Here is a 22465-nt window from a genome sequence, read left to right as displayed (position 1 = left end):
ATATAATAAGAGTTAGTGTGATTAAAAAATATTGTTTTAAAGTTAAAAAAAGTTCATGTGATTATATGAGGTTTTTTATTTAAAAAAGGAGTGAATTATTTATGAAGGATGGTCATATACATTCACCTTATTGTCCTCATGGAAGTAAGGATGATTTTGAAAAATACATACAAAGAGCAATTGATGTTGGAATAACAGAAATGACATTTACAGAGCATTTTCCATATGCAGATGGATTTGAAGACCCTGCTCCTGAAAATGATAGTTGTATGAGTATTGATGATTTACCAAAGTATTTCAATGATGTTAAGAAGTTGAAAGAAAAATATGAGGGCAAAATCAAGATAAATGTAGGGTCAGAAGTAGATTTTATAGAAGGATACGAAGAAGGGATAAAAAATAACTTAGATAAATATGGAGAAGAGTTAGAGGATTCTCTTTTATCAGTGCATATAATTAAAATTGAAGATGGTTATTATTGTGTAGATTACAGTGTAGAAGAGTTTCAAAATTTAATCGACAAGTTAGGTAGTATTGAAGCTGTGTATAATAAGTATTATGAAACCTTGATAAAAGCTGTAAATTCAGATTTAGGAATACATAAGCCAAAAAGAATAGGTCATTTAAATTTAGTTAGAAAGTTTAATCAAGTATTCCCATACGATTATGAAGGAAACAAAATTCTTGAAGACTTAATAAAGTTAGTCAAAGAAAAAGGTTACGAACTTGATTACAATGTTTCTGGTAATAGAAAAGAGTATTGCAAAGAATCTTATATAGATGGATACTTGTTAAAATTGGTAAAAAAATACGATATTCCATTAGTTTTAGGTTCAGATTCTCACTGTGCAGAGGAAATAAATAAATACGATATTTTTTAGATATATTCACCTAAAGGGGGTTGTCTCAAAATAGAGATAAGCCTCTTTTTCAGTATTGAAATATGAAAATATATTTGATTTAACACAAAAAAGAGTGTCTTATGAACTATAGGAGCTACTAAATTAACTTATACCAAACTTAGGAGGTTCAACAACCACTATAGATTTTCTATACCTTTCAATCATTTTTTTCTAACAAGTGCTTCTTCTAAGTGATAGTCAGAGATACCATTTTCAAGAGTTATGACTCCAGCACCTAAAATAGCCTTATCAACATTAAATTGTTCAATAGCTGATAGTGTAAGTGGACCAGAGAAAGAACCCTCAGTTTCTCTAAGATAACCACCAAGTACGTATACTTTTATATTAGTATTCATAAGTTCATTTGAAACTAAAATTGAGTTGGTTATTACAGTTAGATTTTTTTGTCTTTTAAATTTTTTGAAACTTCAAGAACAGTAGTTCCAGTATCCATAAAAATAGTATCATTTGTATTTATAAACTCACTACATTTAATAGCAATCTGTTTTTTATCATTTGAGTTTATTTTTTTCTTTTAACATAGTTGAGTTCTACACTACTTGCTATAACTGGTATAGCACCACCATAAGCTCTTTTTAAAAGACCAACACTCTCCATATGAGCTAAATCTCTTCGTGCAGTTTCTATTGATATATCAAACATTTGAATTATGTCATTTATTTTAATTTTAAGCATAACTTACAATTAAGTCAGGGTTTATGTATATTTGTTAAAGAATATTATAAGTGTTATGCAAAATAATTTTACCATATTTGAAACTTAGATTTAAGCGAAAAAGTAAAAATAGATGTTTAATAATTCAAAATAACTCAAATTTTATAAAACAATTGACTAAAATATAATTTTATTATATAATTTACTAGTATAGAGATATGGAGAAGTACTCAAGTGGCTCAAGAGGATCCCCTGCTAAGGGATTAGGCTGGGTAACCGGTGCGAGGGTTCGAATCCCTCCTTCTCCGCCAATTGCTAAAGGCTATTCTTGTTAAAGATAGTCTTTTTATAATGCCTGTAAATGATTTGCTATGTATAACTAAAGAAAGGAGGAAATATATGATAACTTTAATTTTTTTCATAGTGGGAATAGCATCTTTAGTAGTTGCTTTTGTCATTGATGGAGGACATGTTGGAGCATTATTTGTATTTTCATCAGCACTTGTTGTTTTTGGTGGAACTATAGGAGCTGTTGGAGCTTCAACACCATTCTCTGTGTTTAAAAAGTCAATAAAGATAATGTTATTAGCTTTTAAAAATAAAAAATCTAATAACATAGAAAATATAATTTATTTCAAAGAAATTGCAGTTAGGGCTAGGAAAGAGGGGCTTCTTAGTATTGACAAAGAAATAAGTGAGAAAGAAGATTTAGACCCTTTTATTAGAAAAGGTCTTGAACTTATGGTAGATGGAGTTGATGCAGCTACTATAAGAAACATCTTGGAATCACAGATACAGATAACATCAAAACGACATAAAGAAGGAATCGCAATCTTTGATTCAGCAGGAGGATATGCTCCTACACTGGGGATAATAGGTACAGTTATGGGATTAGTACATATTTTAGGGAATCTTTCAAGTAATCCTGATGCACTAGGACCTCAAATCTCTGTCGCATTTTTGGCTACATTATATGGTGTTGGTTCTGCCAATTTGATATGGTTACCAATAGCATCAAAACTTAAGGCTATAAATCAACAAGAAATAAGTGAAAGACTTTTGGTGATAGAAGCAATACTATCTATACTTGAGGGTGATAATTCTAGTTTAATGACAGAAAAATTAAAAATATTTTTAAATTCAAAAGAGTTAATTGAACTTGAAGAAACTGATGGTAGAGCTGAATAATATAAAAGGATGGAATGTTTATGTTAAATGATGAAGATGAAAAAGAAGAAAATAATGAGCGATGGCTTTTAACTTATTCAGACCTCATAACACTACTTATGATTTTCTTTATCATAATGTATTCTATGAGTAATGTTGATGCAGAGAAATATAAACAATTATCTCAATCTTTAAATTCTGCGTTTGGTGGTTCTGCTGGAGTTATTGAAGGTGGTAATAGCAAAATGGAACCAGTAGTTGAACCAGAAAGTAGTAATTTAGATAGTTTACAAAATGCTGAATTTAAAAAAGTTGGTGAAGAAATTCAGAAGTATTTAAATGAAAATGGTATGGATAATTCAGTATCATTAAAAGTTCAAGATAGAGGCTTGGTAATAAGCCTTAAAGATACAATACTATTTGATACTGGAAAAGCAATTATAAAGGATAATTCTAGAGATAAGATTATTCAAATAGGTAAGATGTTAAATGAAATGAATAGTTACATGAGGGTAGAAGGTCATACAGATAATATGTCTATAAAAAATTCTGAATTTAAATCAAACTGGGATTTATCAGTTATGAGAGCAACTAATGTTGTTCAACTTCTTATTGACAATGCAGGGATAGCACCAGATAAGTTATCTGCTGTAGGATATGGCGAATTTAGACCAATAGCAGATAATTCATCTCAAGAAGGTAGGTCAAAAAATAGAAGAGTTGATATAGTTTTAGTTGATAGTAAATATGATAATGTAGAAGATGTTGGAGAAAATAAATAGTTAAAAAAGCTATCTCAGGACAGAATTATTTCTAGAAGGAGATGGCTTTTTTATGCGAAAATTAAAAATAGATGAATAGTAAGTTACCTTTTTGTGAGAATATATGGTATCTTAAATATATAATATTTAAATGATGTAAAAGCTCAATTAAAAAAATTTTATAGAGGGTGAGGAAATAAATGGGTAATAAGAATAAAAACTCAAAATATAAAGATAAAACAAGAGAGAGGTATAATAAAAAAATTGAGAATTTAAATAAAGAAAAACTAAAGGAAGTTAATAAACAGTCTAAGACAGTAGATAAGATTGACGATATTATTAATAAATCTAGTATTGTATTATGTGTACTCTTATTAGTGTTTTCATTACTTTATTTGTTTAAGTTGGTTCAACTTAATATAATAATGATTCTTTTAGTGATTACAGTAGCTATTCAACAAGGATTAGTATCGTTTGGTGCATTTAGAAATAAGAATTATGTAAAAGCTTTATTTTCAATATTTGTAATTGTATGTTTCTTAATTGCTTTTAAATATGTTGTAAATCCTGTTTAAATATATCAGTAAACGTTCTATAGCTAATATAAATAGTGAAGTTACAGTTTTAATGCTATTATAAACTTTATAAATTTGAAGGGGTAGATTTTATGAATAAGCGTAAGTTTACAAAATTAATTATTACATCAATGGTTGTTTTATTACTTACAGGATGTAGTTTAAAAAAGGAAGATAATTATAAGCTAGACCCAGAAAATCTGACATCAATCAAAAGTGGATTTTGAGGAAATTGAAGATTTATATGGTGATTACTTAAATAGAGTGGTATTAGAAATAACAGAGAATGATAAGATTAATGAAGACTTTATTGAGAAAAAGAAAACATATATAAATCATTGGAACATAGTAATTGCTTTAGATGATTTTGGGACAGGATACAATGGAGATGCTGTATTATTGTATATAATGCCAAATTATGTAAAGATTGATATGTCTATTGTAAGAGGTATTGATAAAGATGAAGACAGACAGAAAATATTAAAAAATCTTATCTCATACTCTAATGAAAGAAGTATTAAAGTGATAGCAGAAGGTATAGAGACCAAAGGTGAAATGGAAACATTAATTAATCTTGGAATAGATTATATGCAGGGGTATTATATTAGTAAACCAACATTTATCCCTGAAGATATAAATGCCAAAATTGGAAAAGAGCTCAAGATATGTCATGAAAATAGGAATGGTGTGGTTTAATAGAGGAAAATTTAAATGTATTTTTATGAACTTTTAGTTTATAATTAAAAAGAAAATAATATAATTATAAATTAAGGTGGTGGAGCTAATAATCACAACAAATATAGATATAAGAAAGTTAAATGAAAATCAATTAGAAGCAGTTGAACATATAGATGGGCCTTGCATGATACTTGCAGGGCCTGGTTCAGGTAAGACAAGAGTAATTACATATAGAATAGCTAATATGGTCGTAAACAAAAACATAGCCCCAACAAGAATCTTGGCAATAAGCTTTACCAAGGCATCTTCAATAGAAATGAAAAATAGAGCTTTAAGTTTAAGTAATGATATAAGGCTTAATAAGGTGACCTATGGCACTTTCCACTCTGTATTTTTTAAAATTCTAAGGTATTTTGAAAGATACAATTTAGATAGTATATTTGATGAAAAATCCAAACGAATGACAATCAAGGCAATCTTAAAAAGTTTAAATGTAGAGAATGCTGATGATGATGAGAATATAGGGCAAGTTATAAATGAAATTTCTTATGTAAAAAATGAACTGATGGATAAAAGCGAATTTAATTCAGAAGTACTAACAAAAGATGAGTTTTTAAAAGTGTACAACTTATACGAAGAACAAAAATCTAAAGTTAATAAAATAGATTTTGATGATATGCTTATAAGAACTTACTATTTACTTTTGAATAATAAATCTGCATTAGAAATGGTTAGAAATGTATATAAATATATACTAATAGATGAATTTCAAGACATAAATAAAGTGCAGTTTGAAGTTTTAAAGTTAATTTCTAATCCATTGAACAATATATTTGCAGTTGGAGATGAGGACCAAAGTATATATGGTTTTAGAGGAGCTAGACCAGATTTTTTACTTGAATTTGAGCAATACTTTAATAATACTAAAAAAATAATATTAGACATAAATTATAGGTCTAAAAGTGAAATAGTGCATACTGCAAATAGACTTATAGAAAAAAATAAAAATAGATATGAAAAAGTAATTAAGTGTAGTCAAGGCACTGGAGGAAGTGTTAGTTATATTTCTCTACATGATTCAGAGGAAGAAGCCTTATATATTGCCAAGAAAATAATTGACGAAATAAAAAAAGATTATGTAGAGTATTCAGATTTTGCAGTAATTTATAGAACCAATATACAGTCAAGAGCATTGGTAGATGTGTTTATGGATATGAGAATTCCATTTGTAGTAAAAGATTCAGTAATTACAATATATGACCATTGGGCAAGTCAAGATATACTAGCATATTTAAGAATAGGTATTAATCCAAAATCAAATAAAGATTGGTTAAGAATTATAAATAAGCCATTTAGATATATATCTAAAGATAGTATAAATATGGTTAAGGATGAAAATGATTTTATAACAGCATTAATAAATAAATGTAATCTTCATCCGAAACAAGTCAAAACAATAAATGATTTGGAAATAGATTTAAGTTATTTAAATACTTTAAATCCTAAAAATGCAATATCTTATATTAGAACCAGTCTTGATTATGATAGATACGTTTTAGATTATTGTAGTAACAGAAAAATAAAGACTAATGGGCTTGTAGAGATATTAAATGAACTTGAGAGTTCAGCTACTAATTTTAATACTGTGACAGAGTTTTTAGAGCATATTGATAGGGTAAAGACTGAATTAATGGAAAATAATAAGAATAAACAGAATGATGGTGTCATATTTACAACTATGCATAGTGCAAAAGGATTAGAATTTAGAAATGTTTATATTATAGGTGTAAATGAAGGAACAATACCTCATGAAAAGTCATATGATATTTGTAAGGAAGAGAAAAAAGAAGAACAATTAGAAGAAGAAAGAAGACTTATGTATGTTGCTATTACAAGAGCTGAAGAAAAATTATGTATAAGCTCTACTTTAAATAAATATGGGAAAAAAGTTGATAAATCATTATTTATCAATGATATAAAGTCTCCAACTAAAAAAGAAATTGATAGTATTGGTGTAGGGGATAAGGTATACCATAAAAAATTTCATGAAGGAGAAATAATTAAAAAAGATGGAATTATGTTTACAATAAAATTTAAAGATAGAGAGCGAATCTTAGATTTGAAAACTTGCTTATTGAAGAATATAATTTATACTATTTAATTTATAATCTAAATTTAGATAGGCAAACAATATATTATTTATAAGTATAGACTAGCAAGAAGTATATTATTTATTATGTGTAAGGCAAAGAGATAGATAAAAATGTATTATTTATAATTGTTTAGAAATAGCAAGAATATGAAAGAGATTATATATTATTATCTAAAAAATATCTAAAAATATGAAAGATACTATTTATGATTATCCAAATAATATCAATAAATATAAACTGTAGAGTTCAAATAATTTACAAATAAAAATTATTAAAAAAATAAAAAACTTATTGACAAAAATATTATAAGGAAGTACAATTGTATTAACAATTTAAGGAAACAAATCCAGTGATAGAGAAAGTAACATATATGGATTTACAGCGAGTTAGGGGTTGGTGTAAGCCTAGCAATGAAGTTTATGTGAAGAGAGCTCTGGAGGAGATTATCAGAAGTTTTAGTATGATAATTGGTTTGCCCGCCTTAAGGGATTGAGAGGATAAGTACTTACTTATCAAAAAGAGTGGTAACGCGGATATAATTCGTCTCTTAGCTGTAAAGCTAAGGGACTTTTTTGATTTAAAAAATTGAAGTATCCACACAGCTTAAAGGCTAACATTCACAAATTTTGAAAGTAATATAAGTATTTATCAATAAGAGTGGTAACGCGGTAAAGTCGTCTCTTAGTCATTATAGACTGAGAGGCTTTTTTTGTAAGTCGAAACATTTAAGTATTAAAATTTGAGGGAAATTATAATTAAAAGAGAGGGGTAATTAAAATGAAAGTATTTAAAAAATTATTAAGTTTAGGATTAGTATTAGGATTAACATTATCACTAGTAGGATGTAGTGGTGGAGAAGAAAAGACAAAGTTAGAACAAATAAAAGAAAGTGGAAAATTGGTTGTTGGTACCAGTGCAGAATTTCCTCCATTTGAATTCCATAAGGTAGTAGATGGAAAAGATTCAATAAAAGGATTCGATATAATGTTAGCTGAAGAATTTGCAAAGGAGCTTGGTGTGAAGGTTGAAATTAAAGATATGTCATTTGATGGATTAATAGGTGCTTTAAATGCAGACCAAGTTGATATTATTCTTGCAGGGATGTCTCCAACACCAGAGAGAGAAAAGAGTGTTGATTTCTCAGAATTATATTATTTAAGTAGAAATGCAGTTATAGTTAAGGATGCAGATATAGACAAAGTAAAAACTGAAGATGATTTAAAGAAACTTAGAGTTGGAGTTCAAGCAGGAAGTATCCAAGAAGAATATGTAGTTAACACTCTAAAAATGACAACTACAAAATCTTTAAAAGCAATACCGGATTTAATTACAGAATTAAAAAATGGAAACATAGATGCAGTTGTTACTAATGAAGCAGTTTCTTTAATAAATGTTAAAAAATATGATGGAATAAAAATGGCAAATACTGAAGTTGGTAAAGATGTAACAGAAGGTATGGCAGCAGCAATCAAAAAAGCTGACAACAACAAAGACTTTATAGAATTATTAAATAAAAAGATAAAAGAATTACAAGATGGTAAGAAAATAGAAGAGTTTTTAAATGAAGCATCTACTGAAGCTGCTTCAAATTAGTAAGAAAGTTATGTGGGAGATGAAATTATGAGTTTAGATTTTAGTTTTTTAAGTAGATTTGGGACTTCTTTTTTGGAAGGAACAGGCGTGACAGTATCAATTTCTCTTGTGGCATTATGCTTTGGATTTGTAATAGGTATAATTATCTGTATGGCAAAAATATCAAAGAGTAAAGTGTTAAGAGCAATATCATCAATCTATATCGAGGTTTTAAGAGGGACACCATTATTAGTACAGATATATATAGTATGGTTTGGATTACCTCAATTAGGAATAAGATTCCCTATGTTGTTTGGTATACCAAGTGAATTTATAGCTAGTGCATTTGCATTGTCAGTGAATTCTGGTGCATATGTGGCAGAGATACTTAGATCAGGTATACAATCAGTTGATAATGGACAAATGGAAGCAAGTAGATCATTAGGATTAAATTACTGGTCAACTATGAGATATATAATAATACCTCAAGCTATAAAAAATATATTACCTTCATTGGCAAATGAGTTTATTACACTTGTAAAAGAATCTTCAATAATATCTGTAATAGGAGTTGTTGAGATAATGCGTACTGCGGATATAGTAAAAAATGCAGCATTTAGAGCATTAGAGCCATTAATAGTAGCAGCGGTAATTTACTTTGTTATAACATTTACTCTATCAAGATTAGTTGGATTATTAGAAAAGAAACTATCTGTGTCTAACTAGATGAGGGCATGTTTAGCATTTAGGGAAAACATAGAATAGTAAAAAGGAAAGTGATAATATGATTACAATAAAAAATTTAAGTAAATCTTTTGGAGATTTAAATGTATTAAAAAATATAGACTTAGAAATCGCTAAAGGCGAAATAATGGTTATAGTAGGCCCAAGTGGTTCTGGTAAAAGTACACTTCTTAGATGTATGAATTTACTAGAAATTCCTACAGGTGGAGAGATAATATTTGAAGGAAAAAATTTGGTTGATAAAAAAACTAATATTGATGAGGTTAGACAAAAGATAGGAATGGTGTTTCAGAACTTTAATTTATTCCCACATAAGACTATTTTAGATAATATAACATTAGCACCAATTAAATTAAAAAAAATGACTAAGGAAGAAGCAGAAAAAAAAGCAGAAGTTTTGTTGAGTAGAGTTGGTCTTTTAGATAAAAAAGATTCATATCCATCACAATTGTCTGGAGGACAAAAGCAAAGAATAGCAATAGCTAGAGCACTTGCTATGGAACCAGATATGATGCTATTTGATGAGCCGACATCTGCTCTTGACCCAGAGATGGTAAATGAAGTTTTGGATGTTATAAAAGAACTTGCTAAAGAAGGCATGACAATGGCAATTGTGACTCACGAGATGGGATTTGCTAAGGAAGTTGCAGACAGAGTTATTTTTATAGATGGAGGAAGTATACTTGAAGATAATTCTCCAGAAGAAGTTTTTGGAAATCCAAAACATGAAAGAACTAAATCATTTTTAGCAAAAGTGTTATAATATATAAAAAGGATGTTATTGATATTAGAAATTCAATACATCCTTTTTTATTGATGACTATTAGACGTTTAAAATTAAAATTATATTAATATTAACTTTATTTTTCTAAATTTTTGCAGAAAAAAAAGAGCTCGGGGTAAGCTCTTTTTTCCACCGAATTAATTTCCGTTACTAATCCGATTTTTAATAAATATAAAATATATCCTTATGAAAGGGTATTGGGAATAGATATATTAACTAACTAGGGTTACCAGGGGGATAACCTTAATTTATTATAACAAAATGCGACACAAAAATCAATATTTTTTTTAATATAAATTATAAAAGTTATTTTTATAACAAGTAAGCTTATAAAATTAACTTTTACAGTAAAAATAAAGTACAAGTATAATATAATATATTTATTTTATATAATATATTATTTTATCATATATTGTATTTTATAAAGTGTTTTTGTAGGGTATAGTATAAGTATATTATATTTTACTATAAAAATTTGTAATAAAGTGAAAAAACTAGCTTTTCATGAAATAATATTTTATAAATTTAAGATTGTCTTTTTAATAAAGATTAACAAAAAAAATACTATAATTAGTGGTATAATAGTTAGAGTTGAAGATTTTAAATAAAGGTAGGTGTAATTAAGTTGGAAATATACTTAGACAATAGCGCAACTACAAAACCTTATCAAGAAGTCATAGATAAAATGGTTTATGCACTTAATACGGAATATGGAAATCCTTCTTCTGTCCATAGAAAAGGTGTGGAAGTTGAAAAAGGGATAAAGGAAGTAAGACAGGTCATAGCTAAATCTCTAGGAGCGAAAGAAAAGGAGATTTATTTTACATCAGGTGGCACAGAATGTAACAACACTATAATAAGAGGTATTGCCAATCTAAATAAAAAGAGAAAAAATCATATAATATCTACTAATATAGAACATCCTTCTGTTTTAAATACATTAAAAGACTTAGAAGAAGATGGTTTTGAAGTAACTTACTTAGAGGTCGGAAAAGATGGAAAAATAAATATAGAAGATTTAAAAAATGCGATAAAGTTAACTACATGTTTAGTAAGTATGATGCATGTTAACAATGAAATAGGAACTATACAACCGATAGATGAAGTTGGAAAGTGTTTGAAAGGCTTAAAAGAAAAGATTTATTTCCATGTTGATGCTATTCAATCATATGGAAAAATCAATTTTAGACCATCTAAATATAATATAGATTTTATGAGTGTGAGTGCACATAAATTCCATGGTCCAAAAGGGGTTGGATTTATGTATATAAAAGAAAGCAATCGTCTTAAGCCTATGCTAACAGGTGGAGGTCAGGAAATTGGAGTTAGGTCTGGAACAGAAAATGTACCTGGAATATATGGACTTGGAGAGGCTGTTAAAATACTAAATAAAGATTTAGATGCTATTATTTCGAAAGTAAATAACTTAAAAAATACATTAAAAAGTGAAATAATTGATAATATAGAAGATATAAAAATTAATTCTCCAGAAGATGGAGTATGTCATATATTAAATGTATCATTTAGAGGGACAAAGGGAGAAGTTTTACTTCATTACTTAGAGCAAAAAAATATTTATGTATCAACTGGGTCTGCATGCTCTTCTAAGAAGAAGGGGAGTCATGTATTAAAGGCTATAGGTCTTACAAATGAAGAAATAAATGGGACAATAAGATTTAGTTTATCTGATATGAATACAGAAGAGGAAATGTCAGAAGTTGTGAAAGTTTTGAAAGAATCAATTTGTGACTTAAGGTCAATAATGAAAAGGAAATAAAGAATAATCACAAATAATGAGAATAAATTAGTTTAAGAGGTGAAATGGTGTATAATATATTAATAGTAAAGTATGGAGAAATTGGAGTAAAAGGAAAGAATAGATATATATTTGAGAATAGGCTTATAAGAAATATAAGAAATATGTTAAAGCCAATTGGCAAATTTAATGTATATAAAGAATATGGAAGAATATATGTCGATTTAGAAGATTATGATTATGAAGAAGTAATCGAAGAAGTTAGAAAAGTGTTTGGAATAGTAGGCGTATGTCCTGGAGTAAGAGCCAAAAAAGACTACGATACATTAAAAGCAATTGCTTTAAAGATGTTAGAAGAGAAAATAGATGCTGGATATAAAACTTTTAAGGTAGAGTCAAGAAGAGGAGATAAATCTTTTGGATTGACTTCTCAAGAAATGAGTATGGATATAGGTGGATACTTATTATCAAAGGTAGGAGATAAGATTTCTGTTGATGTAAGAAATCCAGAAGTTAAAATAAAATGTGAATACAGAGAATTCCATACTATGGTCTATAGTGACACTATCCCTGGATATGGCGGATTACCACTTGGAACTAATGGTAGAGCCATGTCTCTTTTATCAGGAGGCATAGACAGCCCAGTAGCTACGTGGATGGTTGCAAAAAGAGGTATGGAAGTAGAAGCAGTGCATTTCCATAGTTATCCATTTACAAGTGAAAGGTCACAGGAAAAAGTTAAAGATTTAGCTAAAATATTGGCAAAATATTGTGGAAGAGTAAGACTTCACAAAGTTAACATATTGGAAATACAAAAAGCAATTGGTGAGAATTGTAATGAAGAAGAAGCTACTATCCTTTCAAGAAGATTTATGATGAGAATAGCACAGAGACTTTCTGAAAAAAGACATTGTGATGCTTTAATTACAGGTGAAAGTATTGGTCAGGTTGCATCTCAAACTATACAAGGACTTACTTGTACTAACGCTGTTGTAGATTTGCCAGTGTTTAGACCACTTATAGCAATGGATAAATCAGATATAGTTGATATAGCAAAAAAAATAGGGACTTTTGAAACATCTATAGTACCTGAAGAAGATTGCTGTAGTGTGTTTTCTCCTAGAAAGCCTGTGACTAAACCTAGACTAGAAAAAATAGAAAAATCTGAAACATCACTTGATATTGAAAAATTAGTACAGGATGCAATTGATGGAATTGAGGTTGAAGACATAGAATTTTAATATATAAATGATTTAGTTATTTGGGGTAGGTGTTACATGTGATTCAAGCATTATATGTTGGTATTGGTGGATTTTGTGGTGCTATATTAAGATATTTAATCTCTCTAAAGTTTGTAGGGACTAAATTTCCATTTGGGACTTTAGTTGTCAACATTATTGGGGGAGTTTTGATTGGATTTGTGATGGAAATGAGTATAAGAACAGATTCTATTTCTAATAATTTAAAATTATTTTTGACAACTGGTTTAATGGGAGGACTAACTACATTTTCTACTTTTAGTTTTGAAACTGTAAAGTTTTTTGATAGTGGGAATTATATATTGTTTGGATTAAATATACTTTTTAACTTTACATTAAGTATTTTGGGAGTTTTTGTTGGAAGAGCTTTATGTAGACACTTTATTGCTATATAGCATATTAAAGTAAGGACTATAATTTTATTTAATGGGAATGATTATTATGAATAAAAAGGGTTTTACACTAATTGAATTATTGGTAGTTATATCTATAATAGGAATTTTAGTTATAGTTGCAGTACCAGCACTATTTAGAAATATAGAAAAAAGTAAGGCAGTTACATGTCTTTCAAATAGAGAAAATATAAAGACTCAAATTATTATTGCAATGGCTGAGGAACCAAGCAAAAATAAGAATGAAGTTATAAAAGATGTATTGAAAAATAAAGATGGGAAGTACTTTGAAACAGAGCCAAAGTGTAAGTCAGGTGGAACATATTCAGCAGAATTTGATGATGGTTATGATGGAATAACTGGAGAAGAAAGTATTGCAAAAGTGTATGTTACTTGTACAGAGCATCCAGATGGTGTTGAAATGGCTAGGGATGTACATCAAAGTATGAAAGATTTAATTGCATCATTTGCAGAGGAACCTTCTATAATACCAGGAGCTTCAAAAAGTAATGATGATTTTAGAAAATATTTATTAGATAACAAATATAAAAATGGATGGCCTACAATTCCAGATGAATTTAAAAAGAAATATAATTTAAATAAAGATACATTATATATACAACCATATGCATATAATCCTATTAAATCTGATGCTACTGTAGTTGTATTTGCAAATACTAAGACTGGAGGTAATTGGTACACTTCCTTAGTTTACGATTATGATGAAGGTAGATGGTATAAAGGTAAAAATGGTATTTCTGTTGCAGGTAGGTCATGGGATGTTGATACAGATACAGCTATATCTGTAAAAAAAGAAATTCATACTAAAGATGGATGGGGTCCTTTAAATTAATATAGCGTGTTTTATTAATCTGGTATTGATTAAATTATAGAAAAGAGTAGTTTCTATGTTTCTATAGATGTCTAATACCAGATTTTTATTTATAGGTATGATTAAAATATATGTCAAAGAGTTTATACTTTTAAGTCTTCACATATAAACTAAAAATAACTATAATAAGAGTATGAAGAAATTTAATTGCAACATTAATTTTCTGAAGATTTAGTATTTATACTAAGAAATACATAAAAAGGGGAATAGATATGATTAATGATTTTCAAGATAACCAAACAATAAAATTGATACAAAGTCGTAGAAGTATACGAAAATTTACAACAGAACAAATTAGTGATGAACAACTAGATACATTGTTACATTGTGCATTTGCAGCACCTTCTGGATGCAATAAACAACCATGGCATATAACTGTTGTACAGGACCAAAAACTTTTAAAAGAGATTAGTGATGATACTCTATCTAGAATTCATGAGGTCAGTAATGTTGAGATAAATAAAAACTTTAAGTTATTTTATGGTGCACCAACCGTTTTATTTATTTCTTATGATGAAAGTAGCTCATGGGCTCCATATGATATAGGAATACTTACAGGAAATATAACAACATCTGCACAAGCACTAGGGCTTGGAAGTTGTATAATAGGAATGGTTAGAGGGTTGTTTACACCTGTTGAGCAAGGGGATATTGTAGGTCTTGTGAGTGTGTTGGCTGAAGATGATGTAAAAGAATCAGAGTCAATAAAGATGGAGTTTAATACAAATAAAAAATACAGAGAGTTACTTGATATACCAGAAGGATATTCTGTACCATTTGGTATTGCTGTAGGGGTTCCAGATGGAAATCTACCAAAGGCTAAAGATGTAGTTTATAAGGTTTCTAGAGTTTAGGCTAGAGTATTTAAAATAATTACTTGAAAAATTAAAACCAGTAATATTTAAATAAATTAATGAAAGAAGAAGTCACTTAAAAAATAATCTAAATTTTCTTTGTAAAATAATTAAATAAAGAATAAGATAATAAGTATTTTATTTATTATCTTATTCTTTATTATTTTGGCTTTGTAAAATGATAAAAGTAAGAATTAAGTGTAATAAAATAGAAACCAAACGTGTTAATTTTAAGTATGCGCTATAAAGTTTATTAAATTTGGAAAACTTAAGATATATTTTCAATATAATGGAAAAAATGTAAAAATATTGAAATAAAGAAAAAATAATGATATAATAAAAAAAACAGAGAAAAAAAGTAGCCCTTAGTTGTAAAAGGGTTATTTTTTTTGCAATAAAATAGCTATAAAAATATGCATATCAAAGCAAATTAAGAAATATTTCATTTCTAAGAAATATCCTAATACAAAAAATAAAGAAATGCTTATAAATTTGATTATTAATCATAGATAATCTTTTAAAAAATATACCAATTTCAACAAATAGTAACTTTTTTACAACAAATGGAAATTATGGAAGCAATAATTAAAATAAAAAATATTATTTTATATTGATAAACATTGAAAATTTAACCTTGTAGCGTAATAATACTTTTTACTAGTTCTTACAAAATCAATAAAAACAAAGATATATATTTTAAAGTACATAAATCTGTAAAATACAGAGGGATGTTTTTAAATTATGCGTTTTATTCTATAACAATAAAATGTTTGATATTCTACTTTGTAGCATATTAATATTTTCATATAAATTTCAAATATATTTTACATTGGACTATAAAATAATAAATTGAATATTGAACACCATATAAAAAATTCGATTTTTAAGTTAGATTTTACAATAGATTAACCAAACTCTAAATAGATAGTTTAAGAATCTATAAAATAAGATATGGAAAATCTATTTAAAATAAAAATTACTATAGGGGGATTCTTATATGAAACACAAGTTAAGAAAATTAGCATCATTTGTTTTGATGTCAACTTTAGTTGCTAGTGTAGCAATGCCATCATATGCACAGGCTTTGCCAGATAAAACTAGTAATGTAGCACAACAATTTACAGAGAAAAGATATGATATGAATGGAAGATATCAAGTAGATTTTCGTGCAAATATGGGTAATGGATATGTAACAATGTTTTCATTGTTTGTACCAAGTGGTGGAAAATCATTAAATGTAAAGTATGTGTGGGGAACTGACCCAAAGGGGGGGTCTCAAGAGGGGTGGATATTACAAATTAATGGAGAAAAAGTTTCAACTATTTATGGAACAAGCTATGGATTTCCAAATGGGATACCATCTGCAGGTATAACAGGAAGTCAGATGACAGGAGTTTATTCTTTTGTTACAAATCGAGATATGTCTGGTGTAAATTGGAGCTATACATCACCTAATACAGGTAGTGGAGGAGCTACAAAAATATCATATGCATCTACTGAGATTTCAAATGCAAAACTTTCTCTTAAAGTCAATTATAAAGATAAAGAAACAGGAGCTATAGTTGCATCATATACAGCTAAAGTACCTGCTAAATATGGAAACAGTACAGTTACGCCTGATATGGCACAAATTCCTGCAGGATATAAATTAAACCCTACAAGCCAATCTAAAGTGGTAAATCTTACTCAAAATGGTGTTAATCCAAATGAAGTTAATTTTACAGTTATTCCTGATAAGGCAGGAGTGCCAGAAGAAAATCGTGTCCTTATAGTTGGATTTAAAGATAAAAATGGAAATAAGGTTGGAAGTACTTATATAGAAGAAATTCCAGATGTATTAGGTTCACATGATATAACCCCAGACACATCAAAAGGACCTAATGGGTATAAACTTGACCCTTCTAATCAAACTCAAACTGTCAATCTTCAACCAACAGGCCTTGATAAGAGTGTTGTTTATTTTACAGTAAGCCCTGATATTCCACTTGTAAATCGTGTAGTTACTATTAACTTTAAAGATAAAGATAGTGGAGCAATAGTAGGTGACCCATATACAGTTACACTACCAGCTGAATATGGAAATCATAGAGTTGAATCTGATTCTACAAAAGTACCAAATGGATATGTACTTAATCCAGATAATCAATTTGAAATGGTAAATCTTAGTGTAAATTCTCTTGTACCAGATACAGTTTACTTTACAGTAAGTAAGATGCCTTCAGAGGCAGAACGTACTTTAACAATTGGATTTAAGGATAAAGATGGTAATGTAGTTGGAGGTACATATACAGAAGTTGTTAATGCTGTATTTGGAGACCATACCATAACTCCAGATTCTACAAAGATTCCAAGTGGATACAACTTAGACCCATCAAGTCAATCTCAAACAGTTACACTTGATTCTTCTGGAATTACTCCAAATACAATTTATTTTACCGTAGCTGAAAAAACTTACAGAGTAGTTTATAACGCAAATTTTCCAGTAGGAGTAGCAGTTTCTGGCTCAGCTCCATATGATCCAATAAAATACAAAAAAGGGGATAATATAACTGTTTCTGGAAATACTGGTGGTCTTACTGCTGATACTTATACATTTGTAGGTTGGAGTACAGTTAAAAACGATGAATCAACAATTGTATCTGGAACAATTACTATGGAAGAACGTAATATCATTTTATATGCTGTATGGCAAAAAAATTAATAATATAAATTAAGTTAACATTGTAACTTATAATCTTAATTTAATATAATTGATATTTAAATAATGAATATGAATTGATAGTCGTAAGAAATGCTGATATATATTTTATCAGTATTTCTTTACTTTAATAAAATCTTATTATTTATTAAAAAATGTTTAATTTTTGTAAAAATGAATAGGAGGGACTTAATGAATAAAAATTTAAAAAAATTAACAACATGTATACTTGCACTTGCTATAATTCCTTTAAACTATTCAAGTGTTTTTGCTGAGAATTATTTAATTAAAACGTTTAATAAGTCAATTCAGGGGAAAACTTTGAGACGAGCTCATTATATTACAATAACTTATGACGAAAATGGAGCTACTGGTGGAACAATAAACAAAGCAGATTATTCTTCTGGAACTATTGCACCTGGTGCAGTAATAAGTGGTCCACAAGTATATGACATTGATGATATTGACAACTCTATGTTAGCAGTAAGTACAAATCTTATAAGACCAAATTACCATGCTGGAGGGTGGAGTCTTTCAAGTGATCATCTATCTAGTACCACTAGCCCATATGCAGATGGGACGGTTATAATTTCAACTGATATTACAAATGATATAACTTTGTATGCCGCTTGGTTCCCAAATTTTATACAAGTGAATTACTATGGAAATGGGAATGATTCAGGTAGTGTACCATTAGATTCAAAAAAGTATAATAATAATGAGAAGCTAACAATTAAGGGGAATGAAGGTAATCTTAAAAAAACAAATTATAAACTTGTAAGATGGAATACAAAAGCTGATGGTACAGGAAAATCATATGAATTAAATTCGGATTTTAATGTTAATTTAACACAATTTAGTGATCTTAATATAAATCTTTATGCACAATGGGAGTATGATTTACAATTGGATGGAAATGGAGGAGCAGGTACAACTCCAGACTTACCAAAGCCGGGAGAAGACAATAAATTTCCAGGTCAAGGTGGACTTGTTAATGGTGATGAAGAATTTATAGGGTGGAATACAAAAGAAGATGGAAGTGGAACGTCTTTCAAAGAAGGTGACCCTATTCCGCCAAATATCGCAGGGAATACAATATATGCGCAATGGGGATATAAATTAGATTATAACTTAAATGGAGGCTCAGGAACTATACCAGAAGAAAAACATAAAAAAGGTACTGAAGTAACTGTTACAAGTCAGATACCATCTAAATCTGGGGCAATATTTAAGGGATGGAACACAAAAAATGATGGTAAAGGTATTTCATACAAAGATGGGGATAAATTTAATCTTACAAAAAACACAACTTTATATGCACAATGGAAAGAGCAGTGTAGAGTAACATATGATAAAAATGGAAGTACTGGAACAGCTCCAGTAGACAATAATACATATGGAGAGGGCGATGAAGTTACTGTACTTGGAGACAATGGTTTAGTAGCACCTGCTGGTAAAAGTGGAAATTTCTACTGGAGCACAAAAGCAGATGGTACAGGTAGCAGATATAAAGATGGAGAGAAGTTTAATATAAAAGATAAAAACACGACTCTTTATGCATTTTGGACAGACAAATGTAGAGTTAAATACGATAATAATGGTGGACAAGGTGATGTACCAGAAGATGAACTACTTGACAAGAATACTAGTGCAACTGTAAAAGGAAATACAGGAAATCTTAATAGAGATGGATATAAATTTATAGGATGGAATACAAAACAAGATGGGAGTGGGATTTCATATAAAGGAGATGGAAGTGATACTCTTAATGTTGATGATAATATAGTACTTTATGCTCAGTGGGAAAAGATACCTGATAATCAAGGTGGTAATAACAATTCAGGTGGAAATAACAATGGAAACAGTGGTGGAAGTAGTAGTGGTGGAAGTGGTGGTTCATCCACTGATACAACTAGCCCATCAGTAGAAAATTTAACAGGTAATGACAGATATGAAACTGCTACAAGAATAAGTAAAAGAGGTTTTGAGTCAGCTGAAAATGTAATACTAGTAAATAGTACATCAATCCCAGATGCCTTATCAGCAACTCCATTTTCATATATTAAAAATGCACCTATTTTATTAACTGAAAAGGATAAATTAAATGTAAATACAGAAGAAGAGATAAAAAGATTAAAAGCAAAAAATATTTATATAATGGGTGGAGAAAATACAATAAGCTCTGATTTAGAAAAAGAATTAAAATTAAAAGGTTTTACTATTATAAGAATAGGTGGAGTAGATAGATATTCAACTTCTCTAAGAATTGCTAAAGAAATAGATAAAATAGTAGATTTAGAAAAAGTATTTGTAGCTAATGGAGAGGCTGGACTAGCAGATGCTATAAGTGTTGGTGGTATTTCAGCACAAAATAAAGCTCCAATAATTCTTACAAATATAAAAAATGACATAACTCCTATTAAAAAATTTATAGATGATGAAGAAATATCAAAATCTTATATTATAGGAGGAGAAACTTCTTTGCCAAAATCTATAGAAAAACAATTTCCAAATCCAAAGAGAATAGGCGGAGAAGATAGAAATAAAACAAATTCAAAAGTAATAGAAGAGTTTTATAAAGATAAAGAATTAAGAAATCTTTATGTAACAAAAAATGGAATCCTAAGAGAAAATGATTTAATAGATGCTTTAACAGTAGGTGTTTTAGCAGGTAAAAATAAATCACCAGTAATGATTGTAGAAAAATCACTTGATGAATCTCAAAAAAACTTAGTTAAGAGTAAGAAATTTGATAAGATAACTAAGGTAGGAGGAAATGGAAATGAAGATGTGTTTGATGAGATAAAGAAATTAGTAAAATAGTATAATCTAAATATATATAGAAAACCAGAAAACAAGATATTAAAAAGTGAGGTGAACACTATGTCAAATTATATATTAACATTACAATTAAAAACAGAAAAGTTTCAAGAAGATATTATATATAATACTTTTAATAAGTATAGAAAAGTATATAATTCATGTTTATCAGAGCTATTTAAAAGATATAACCACATGATAGAATCTAAGGAGCATCAAGCAAATTGTAAATATAAGGGTAAAGATAGAAGTAGAATATTTAATGATATTAATAAGAAATATAATTTAACAGAGTATTCACTTCATAATTTAGTAATAATAAAGAATAATGACAACTATGCTCAAAGAGCAATTCAAGATAAAATAAAGTATTGTAGAATATTTAAGAAATAAAAGGACAAATTGGTTTAGGTAATGTAGGTATAGATATTGGAACTCAAACTATAGCTATATCTAGTAAATGTGATGTTAAGTTATTGGAGTTAGCTCCTAATGTTAATAATATAGATAGGTTAAAAGAATTAAAATTAAATGGTTATAAATTTAATATCTAGTATGGGGATATAAAAACTATATAGGTTGAGAAACGAGCCTAATATTAACGTTAATGGTGTCGACAGATACTTTGTTAATAAAAGTCTTAGGGAATATGATTAGTGATAATATGTTGTAGGTTATGATTTATTATAACTGAGAGTATTGTAGAAATTCATGTAGTACCTAAGAACCCCACACCTTTAGGCGTGGGAGTTTCAGATATAATAGTTGTGAATATACTTTCCTCGAGTATATTATTAAATTAGCTCATATTATTAATTTAAAAGTTTGTGTTGAGGGCATAGAGTCTTATGAAGAATATGATATAGTAAAAAGTCTAGGTGTAGATATTATTCAAGGATTTTTATTTGGAAGACCTGTAAATGCCTCTGAATTTTATAAACTAACTATTATATACTTTTACTCCAAATTTAGAGATTATTTCACTAGCTTGTTTAACATCTTCCTTAGTGGCATCAGGAACATATTTTAGTTCATAATCAATACCTAGATTTTCCCATTTGTGTATTCCCATAGAATGGTATGGTAGTAATTCAAATCTTTCAACATTTTTTAATGTAGCTACAAATTGACCTAGTTTTTCTAAATTATCTACATCATCAGTAAAGCCAGGAACTAAAACATGTCTTATCCATACAGGAATATTTCTTGATTCTAAGTGTCTAGCAAGTTTTAACGCTTTATCCATACCAACACCAGTCAAATCAATAGATTTTTCTTCAACCATATGTTTTAAATCAAGCAAAACCAAATCAGTATTGTCTAAAACTGGGTCTATAGTTTCTATATCTACAAATCCAGATGTATCTAAGCAAGTGTGTATATCATTTTCTTTTGCCTTTTTAAATAATTCACTTAAAAATTCTGGCTGAAGAGTAGACTCTCCACCAGAGGCAGTTATACCTCCACCAGAAAACTTCATAAAAGAAGTATACTTAAGAGCATCCGTTATTATTTCATCAACTGTATATTCTTTTCCTGATTTAATATCCCATGTATCCCTGTTATGACAGTATTTGCATCTAAGAGGACACCCCTGAAAAAATAATATATATCTTATTCCTGGTCCATCTACAGTACCAAAAGTTTCTATGGAATGTATCTTTCCCTTAATCATAGAGTTCACCTCACAATATATTTTAATAACCTTATTAATAGTTATAATATTTCTCTAAAAAAGGCCATCTTATACCAGAAATAATTCAAATATAAGATAGCCTTTTAT

20 protein-coding genes, 1 tRNA gene, 2 pseudogenes and 1 other annotated feature are annotated in these 22465 nt (G+C 28.6%); of the genes and pseudogenes, 20 read left to right on the top strand and 3 right to left on the bottom strand.

Annotation, left to right across the window (positions count from 1 at the left end):
* Window positions 1-101: 101 nt before the first annotated feature.
* Window positions 102-881 carry a histidinol-phosphatase HisJ gene (gene hisJ, locus KGF39_RS00180; protein ID WP_227820728.1) on the top strand — a complete coding sequence of 260 codons (780 nt, stop codon included), beginning with the start codon at window positions 102-104 and terminating at the stop codon, window positions 879-881.
* 182 nt (window positions 882-1063) lie between these two features.
* On the opposite strand, the pseudogene KGF39_RS00175 reads toward hisJ, so the two are convergent.
* Window positions 1064-1380: pseudogene (locus KGF39_RS00175) on the bottom strand (hypothetical protein).
* 44 nt (window positions 1381-1424) lie between these two features.
* Complete coding sequence (locus tag KGF39_RS00170) at window positions 1425-1598, bottom strand: DeoR family transcriptional regulator (RefSeq protein WP_227820727.1); 174 nt, start codon at window positions 1596-1598, stop codon at window positions 1425-1427.
* Window positions 1599-1797: 199 nt separating this feature from the next.
* On the opposite strand from KGF39_RS00170, the gene KGF39_RS00165 reads away from it, so the two are divergent.
* The 19 genes and pseudogenes from KGF39_RS00165 to KGF39_RS19760 form a co-directional block, all read left to right on the top strand.
* Window positions 1798-1888, top strand: a tRNA-Ser gene (locus KGF39_RS00165).
* 88 nt (window positions 1889-1976) lie between these two features.
* A complete protein-coding gene (locus KGF39_RS00160; RefSeq protein ID WP_227820726.1) occupies window positions 1977-2765 on the top strand; it encodes a flagellar motor protein in 789 nt (262 codons plus the stop codon).
* Window positions 2766-2785: 20 nt separating this feature from the next.
* Window positions 2786-3526, top strand: a complete 741-nt coding sequence (locus KGF39_RS00155; protein ID WP_227820725.1) for a flagellar motor protein MotB — start codon at window positions 2786-2788, stop codon at window positions 3524-3526.
* A 179-nt stretch (window positions 3527-3705) separates the two neighbouring features.
* Window positions 3706-4080 (top strand): hypothetical protein, encoded by a 375-nt coding sequence (locus KGF39_RS00150; RefSeq protein ID WP_227820724.1) that lies wholly within the window; start codon window positions 3706-3708, stop codon window positions 4078-4080.
* Window positions 4081-4172: 92 nt separating this feature from the next.
* Window positions 4173-4307 (top strand): hypothetical protein, encoded by a 135-nt coding sequence (locus tag KGF39_RS19765; RefSeq protein WP_255643195.1) that lies wholly within the window; start codon window positions 4173-4175, stop codon window positions 4305-4307.
* Window positions 4297-4776, top strand: coding sequence for an EAL domain-containing protein (locus KGF39_RS00145; RefSeq protein ID WP_227820723.1), 480 nt, complete (start codon window positions 4297-4299; stop codon window positions 4774-4776). Before KGF39_RS19765 ends, KGF39_RS00145 begins: the two co-directional genes overlap by 11 nt.
* 76 nt (window positions 4777-4852) lie before the next feature.
* On the top strand, window positions 4853-6919 hold the full coding sequence (locus tag KGF39_RS00140; RefSeq protein WP_227820722.1) for an ATP-dependent helicase: 2067 nt from the start codon (window positions 4853-4855) through the stop codon (window positions 6917-6919).
* Between the two features lie 332 nt (window positions 6920-7251).
* Window positions 7252-7462 (top strand) — a binding site (T-box leader).
* A gap of 226 nt (window positions 7463-7688) precedes the next feature.
* Window positions 7689-8504, top strand: coding sequence for a transporter substrate-binding domain-containing protein (locus KGF39_RS00135; protein WP_054272691.1), 816 nt, complete (start codon window positions 7689-7691; stop codon window positions 8502-8504).
* A gap of 27 nt (window positions 8505-8531) precedes the next feature.
* The gene (locus KGF39_RS00130) at window positions 8532-9209 is read left to right on the top strand and encodes an amino acid ABC transporter permease (RefSeq protein ID WP_227820721.1); all 678 of its coding nucleotides are present in this window, start codon (window positions 8532-8534) and stop codon (window positions 9207-9209) included.
* 58 nt (window positions 9210-9267) lie between these two features.
* Entirely contained in the window at window positions 9268-9990 is a 723-nt protein-coding gene (locus KGF39_RS00125) for an amino acid ABC transporter ATP-binding protein (RefSeq protein ID WP_054272693.1), read from the top strand.
* Between the two features lie 646 nt (window positions 9991-10636).
* On the top strand, window positions 10637-11788 hold the full coding sequence (locus KGF39_RS00120) for a cysteine desulfurase family protein (protein ID WP_227820720.1): 1152 nt from the start codon (window positions 10637-10639) through the stop codon (window positions 11786-11788).
* A 44-nt stretch (window positions 11789-11832) separates the two neighbouring features.
* The gene (gene thiI / locus KGF39_RS00115) at window positions 11833-13008 is read left to right on the top strand and encodes a tRNA uracil 4-sulfurtransferase ThiI (protein WP_227820719.1); all 1176 of its coding nucleotides are present in this window, start codon (window positions 11833-11835) and stop codon (window positions 13006-13008) included.
* A gap of 38 nt (window positions 13009-13046) precedes the next feature.
* A complete protein-coding gene (gene crcB, locus KGF39_RS00110) occupies window positions 13047-13421 on the top strand; it encodes a fluoride efflux transporter CrcB (RefSeq protein ID WP_054272696.1) in 375 nt (124 codons plus the stop codon).
* Window positions 13422-13467: 46 nt separating this feature from the next.
* A complete protein-coding gene (locus KGF39_RS20025) occupies window positions 13468-14271 on the top strand; it encodes a prepilin-type N-terminal cleavage/methylation domain-containing protein (protein WP_306800907.1) in 804 nt (267 codons plus the stop codon).
* Window positions 14272-14522: 251 nt separating this feature from the next.
* Window positions 14523-15164 (top strand): nitroreductase, encoded by a 642-nt coding sequence (locus tag KGF39_RS00095; RefSeq protein ID WP_227820718.1) that lies wholly within the window; start codon window positions 14523-14525, stop codon window positions 15162-15164.
* A 997-nt stretch (window positions 15165-16161) separates the two neighbouring features.
* Window positions 16162-17865 carry an InlB B-repeat-containing protein gene (locus tag KGF39_RS00090; protein ID WP_227820717.1) on the top strand — a complete coding sequence of 568 codons (1704 nt, stop codon included), beginning with the start codon at window positions 16162-16164 and terminating at the stop codon, window positions 17863-17865.
* A 189-nt stretch (window positions 17866-18054) separates the two neighbouring features.
* Window positions 18055-20685: a cell wall-binding repeat-containing protein gene (locus KGF39_RS00085; protein ID WP_227820716.1), complete on the top strand. Its 2631-nt coding sequence runs from the start codon at window positions 18055-18057 to the stop codon at window positions 20683-20685.
* Window positions 20686-20745: 60 nt separating this feature from the next.
* Window positions 20746-21075 carry a hypothetical protein gene (locus KGF39_RS00080; RefSeq protein ID WP_227820715.1) on the top strand — a complete coding sequence of 110 codons (330 nt, stop codon included), beginning with the start codon at window positions 20746-20748 and terminating at the stop codon, window positions 21073-21075.
* 364 nt (window positions 21076-21439) lie between these two features.
* A pseudogene (locus KGF39_RS19760) lies at window positions 21440-21631 on the top strand (EAL domain-containing protein); the annotation flags it as partial.
* Here the strand turns inward: KGF39_RS19760 and pflA are convergent.
* Entirely contained in the window at window positions 21623-22357 is a 735-nt protein-coding gene (pflA, locus tag KGF39_RS00070; protein ID WP_227820714.1) for a pyruvate formate-lyase-activating protein, read from the bottom strand. The pseudogene KGF39_RS19760 and the gene pflA sit on opposite strands and share 9 nt — an antisense overlap.
* Between the last annotated feature and the right edge of the window lie 108 nt (window positions 22358-22465).

Origin of the sequence: Clostridioides sp. ZZV14-6345 (assembly GCF_020657775.1) — a bacterium.
In the GTDB taxonomy this organism is placed as follows: domain Bacteria; phylum Bacillota; class Clostridia; order Peptostreptococcales; family Peptostreptococcaceae; genus Clostridioides; species Clostridioides difficile_D.
This window is presented reverse-complemented; position numbering and strand designations above follow the sequence as displayed.

Bases quoted from the DNA above. Each gene is read 5' to 3' on its own strand.
- hisJ (WP_227820728.1), top strand. From the start codon at position 102: ATGAAGGATGGTCATATACATTCACCTTATTGTCCTCATGGAAGTAAG.
- KGF39_RS00170 (WP_227820727.1), bottom strand. From the start codon at position 1,598: ATGCTTAAAATTAAAATAAATGACATAATTCAAATGTTTGATATATCA.
- KGF39_RS00160 (WP_227820726.1), top strand. From the start codon at position 1,977: ATGATAACTTTAATTTTTTTCATAGTGGGAATAGCATCTTTAGTAGTT.
- KGF39_RS00155 (WP_227820725.1), top strand. From the start codon at position 2,786: ATGTTAAATGATGAAGATGAAAAAGAAGAAAATAATGAGCGATGGCTT.
- KGF39_RS00150 (WP_227820724.1), top strand. From the start codon at position 3,706: ATGGGTAATAAGAATAAAAACTCAAAATATAAAGATAAAACAAGAGAG.
- KGF39_RS19765 (WP_255643195.1), top strand. From the start codon at position 4,173: ATGAATAAGCGTAAGTTTACAAAATTAATTATTACATCAATGGTTGTT.
- KGF39_RS00135 (WP_054272691.1), top strand. From the start codon at position 7,689: ATGAAAGTATTTAAAAAATTATTAAGTTTAGGATTAGTATTAGGATTA.
- KGF39_RS00130 (WP_227820721.1), top strand. From the start codon at position 8,532: ATGAGTTTAGATTTTAGTTTTTTAAGTAGATTTGGGACTTCTTTTTTG.
- KGF39_RS00125 (WP_054272693.1), top strand. From the start codon at position 9,268: ATGATTACAATAAAAAATTTAAGTAAATCTTTTGGAGATTTAAATGTA.
- thiI (WP_227820719.1), top strand. From the start codon at position 11,833: ATGGTGTATAATATATTAATAGTAAAGTATGGAGAAATTGGAGTAAAA.
- KGF39_RS20025 (WP_306800907.1), top strand. From the start codon at position 13,468: ATGAATAAAAAGGGTTTTACACTAATTGAATTATTGGTAGTTATATCT.
- KGF39_RS00095 (WP_227820718.1), top strand. From the start codon at position 14,523: ATGATTAATGATTTTCAAGATAACCAAACAATAAAATTGATACAAAGT.
- KGF39_RS00090 (WP_227820717.1), top strand. From the start codon at position 16,162: ATGAAACACAAGTTAAGAAAATTAGCATCATTTGTTTTGATGTCAACT.
- KGF39_RS00085 (WP_227820716.1), top strand. From the start codon at position 18,055: ATGAATAAAAATTTAAAAAAATTAACAACATGTATACTTGCACTTGCT.
- KGF39_RS00080 (WP_227820715.1), top strand. From the start codon at position 20,746: ATGTCAAATTATATATTAACATTACAATTAAAAACAGAAAAGTTTCAA.
- pflA (WP_227820714.1), bottom strand. From the start codon at position 22,357: ATGATTAAGGGAAAGATACATTCCATAGAAACTTTTGGTACTGTAGAT.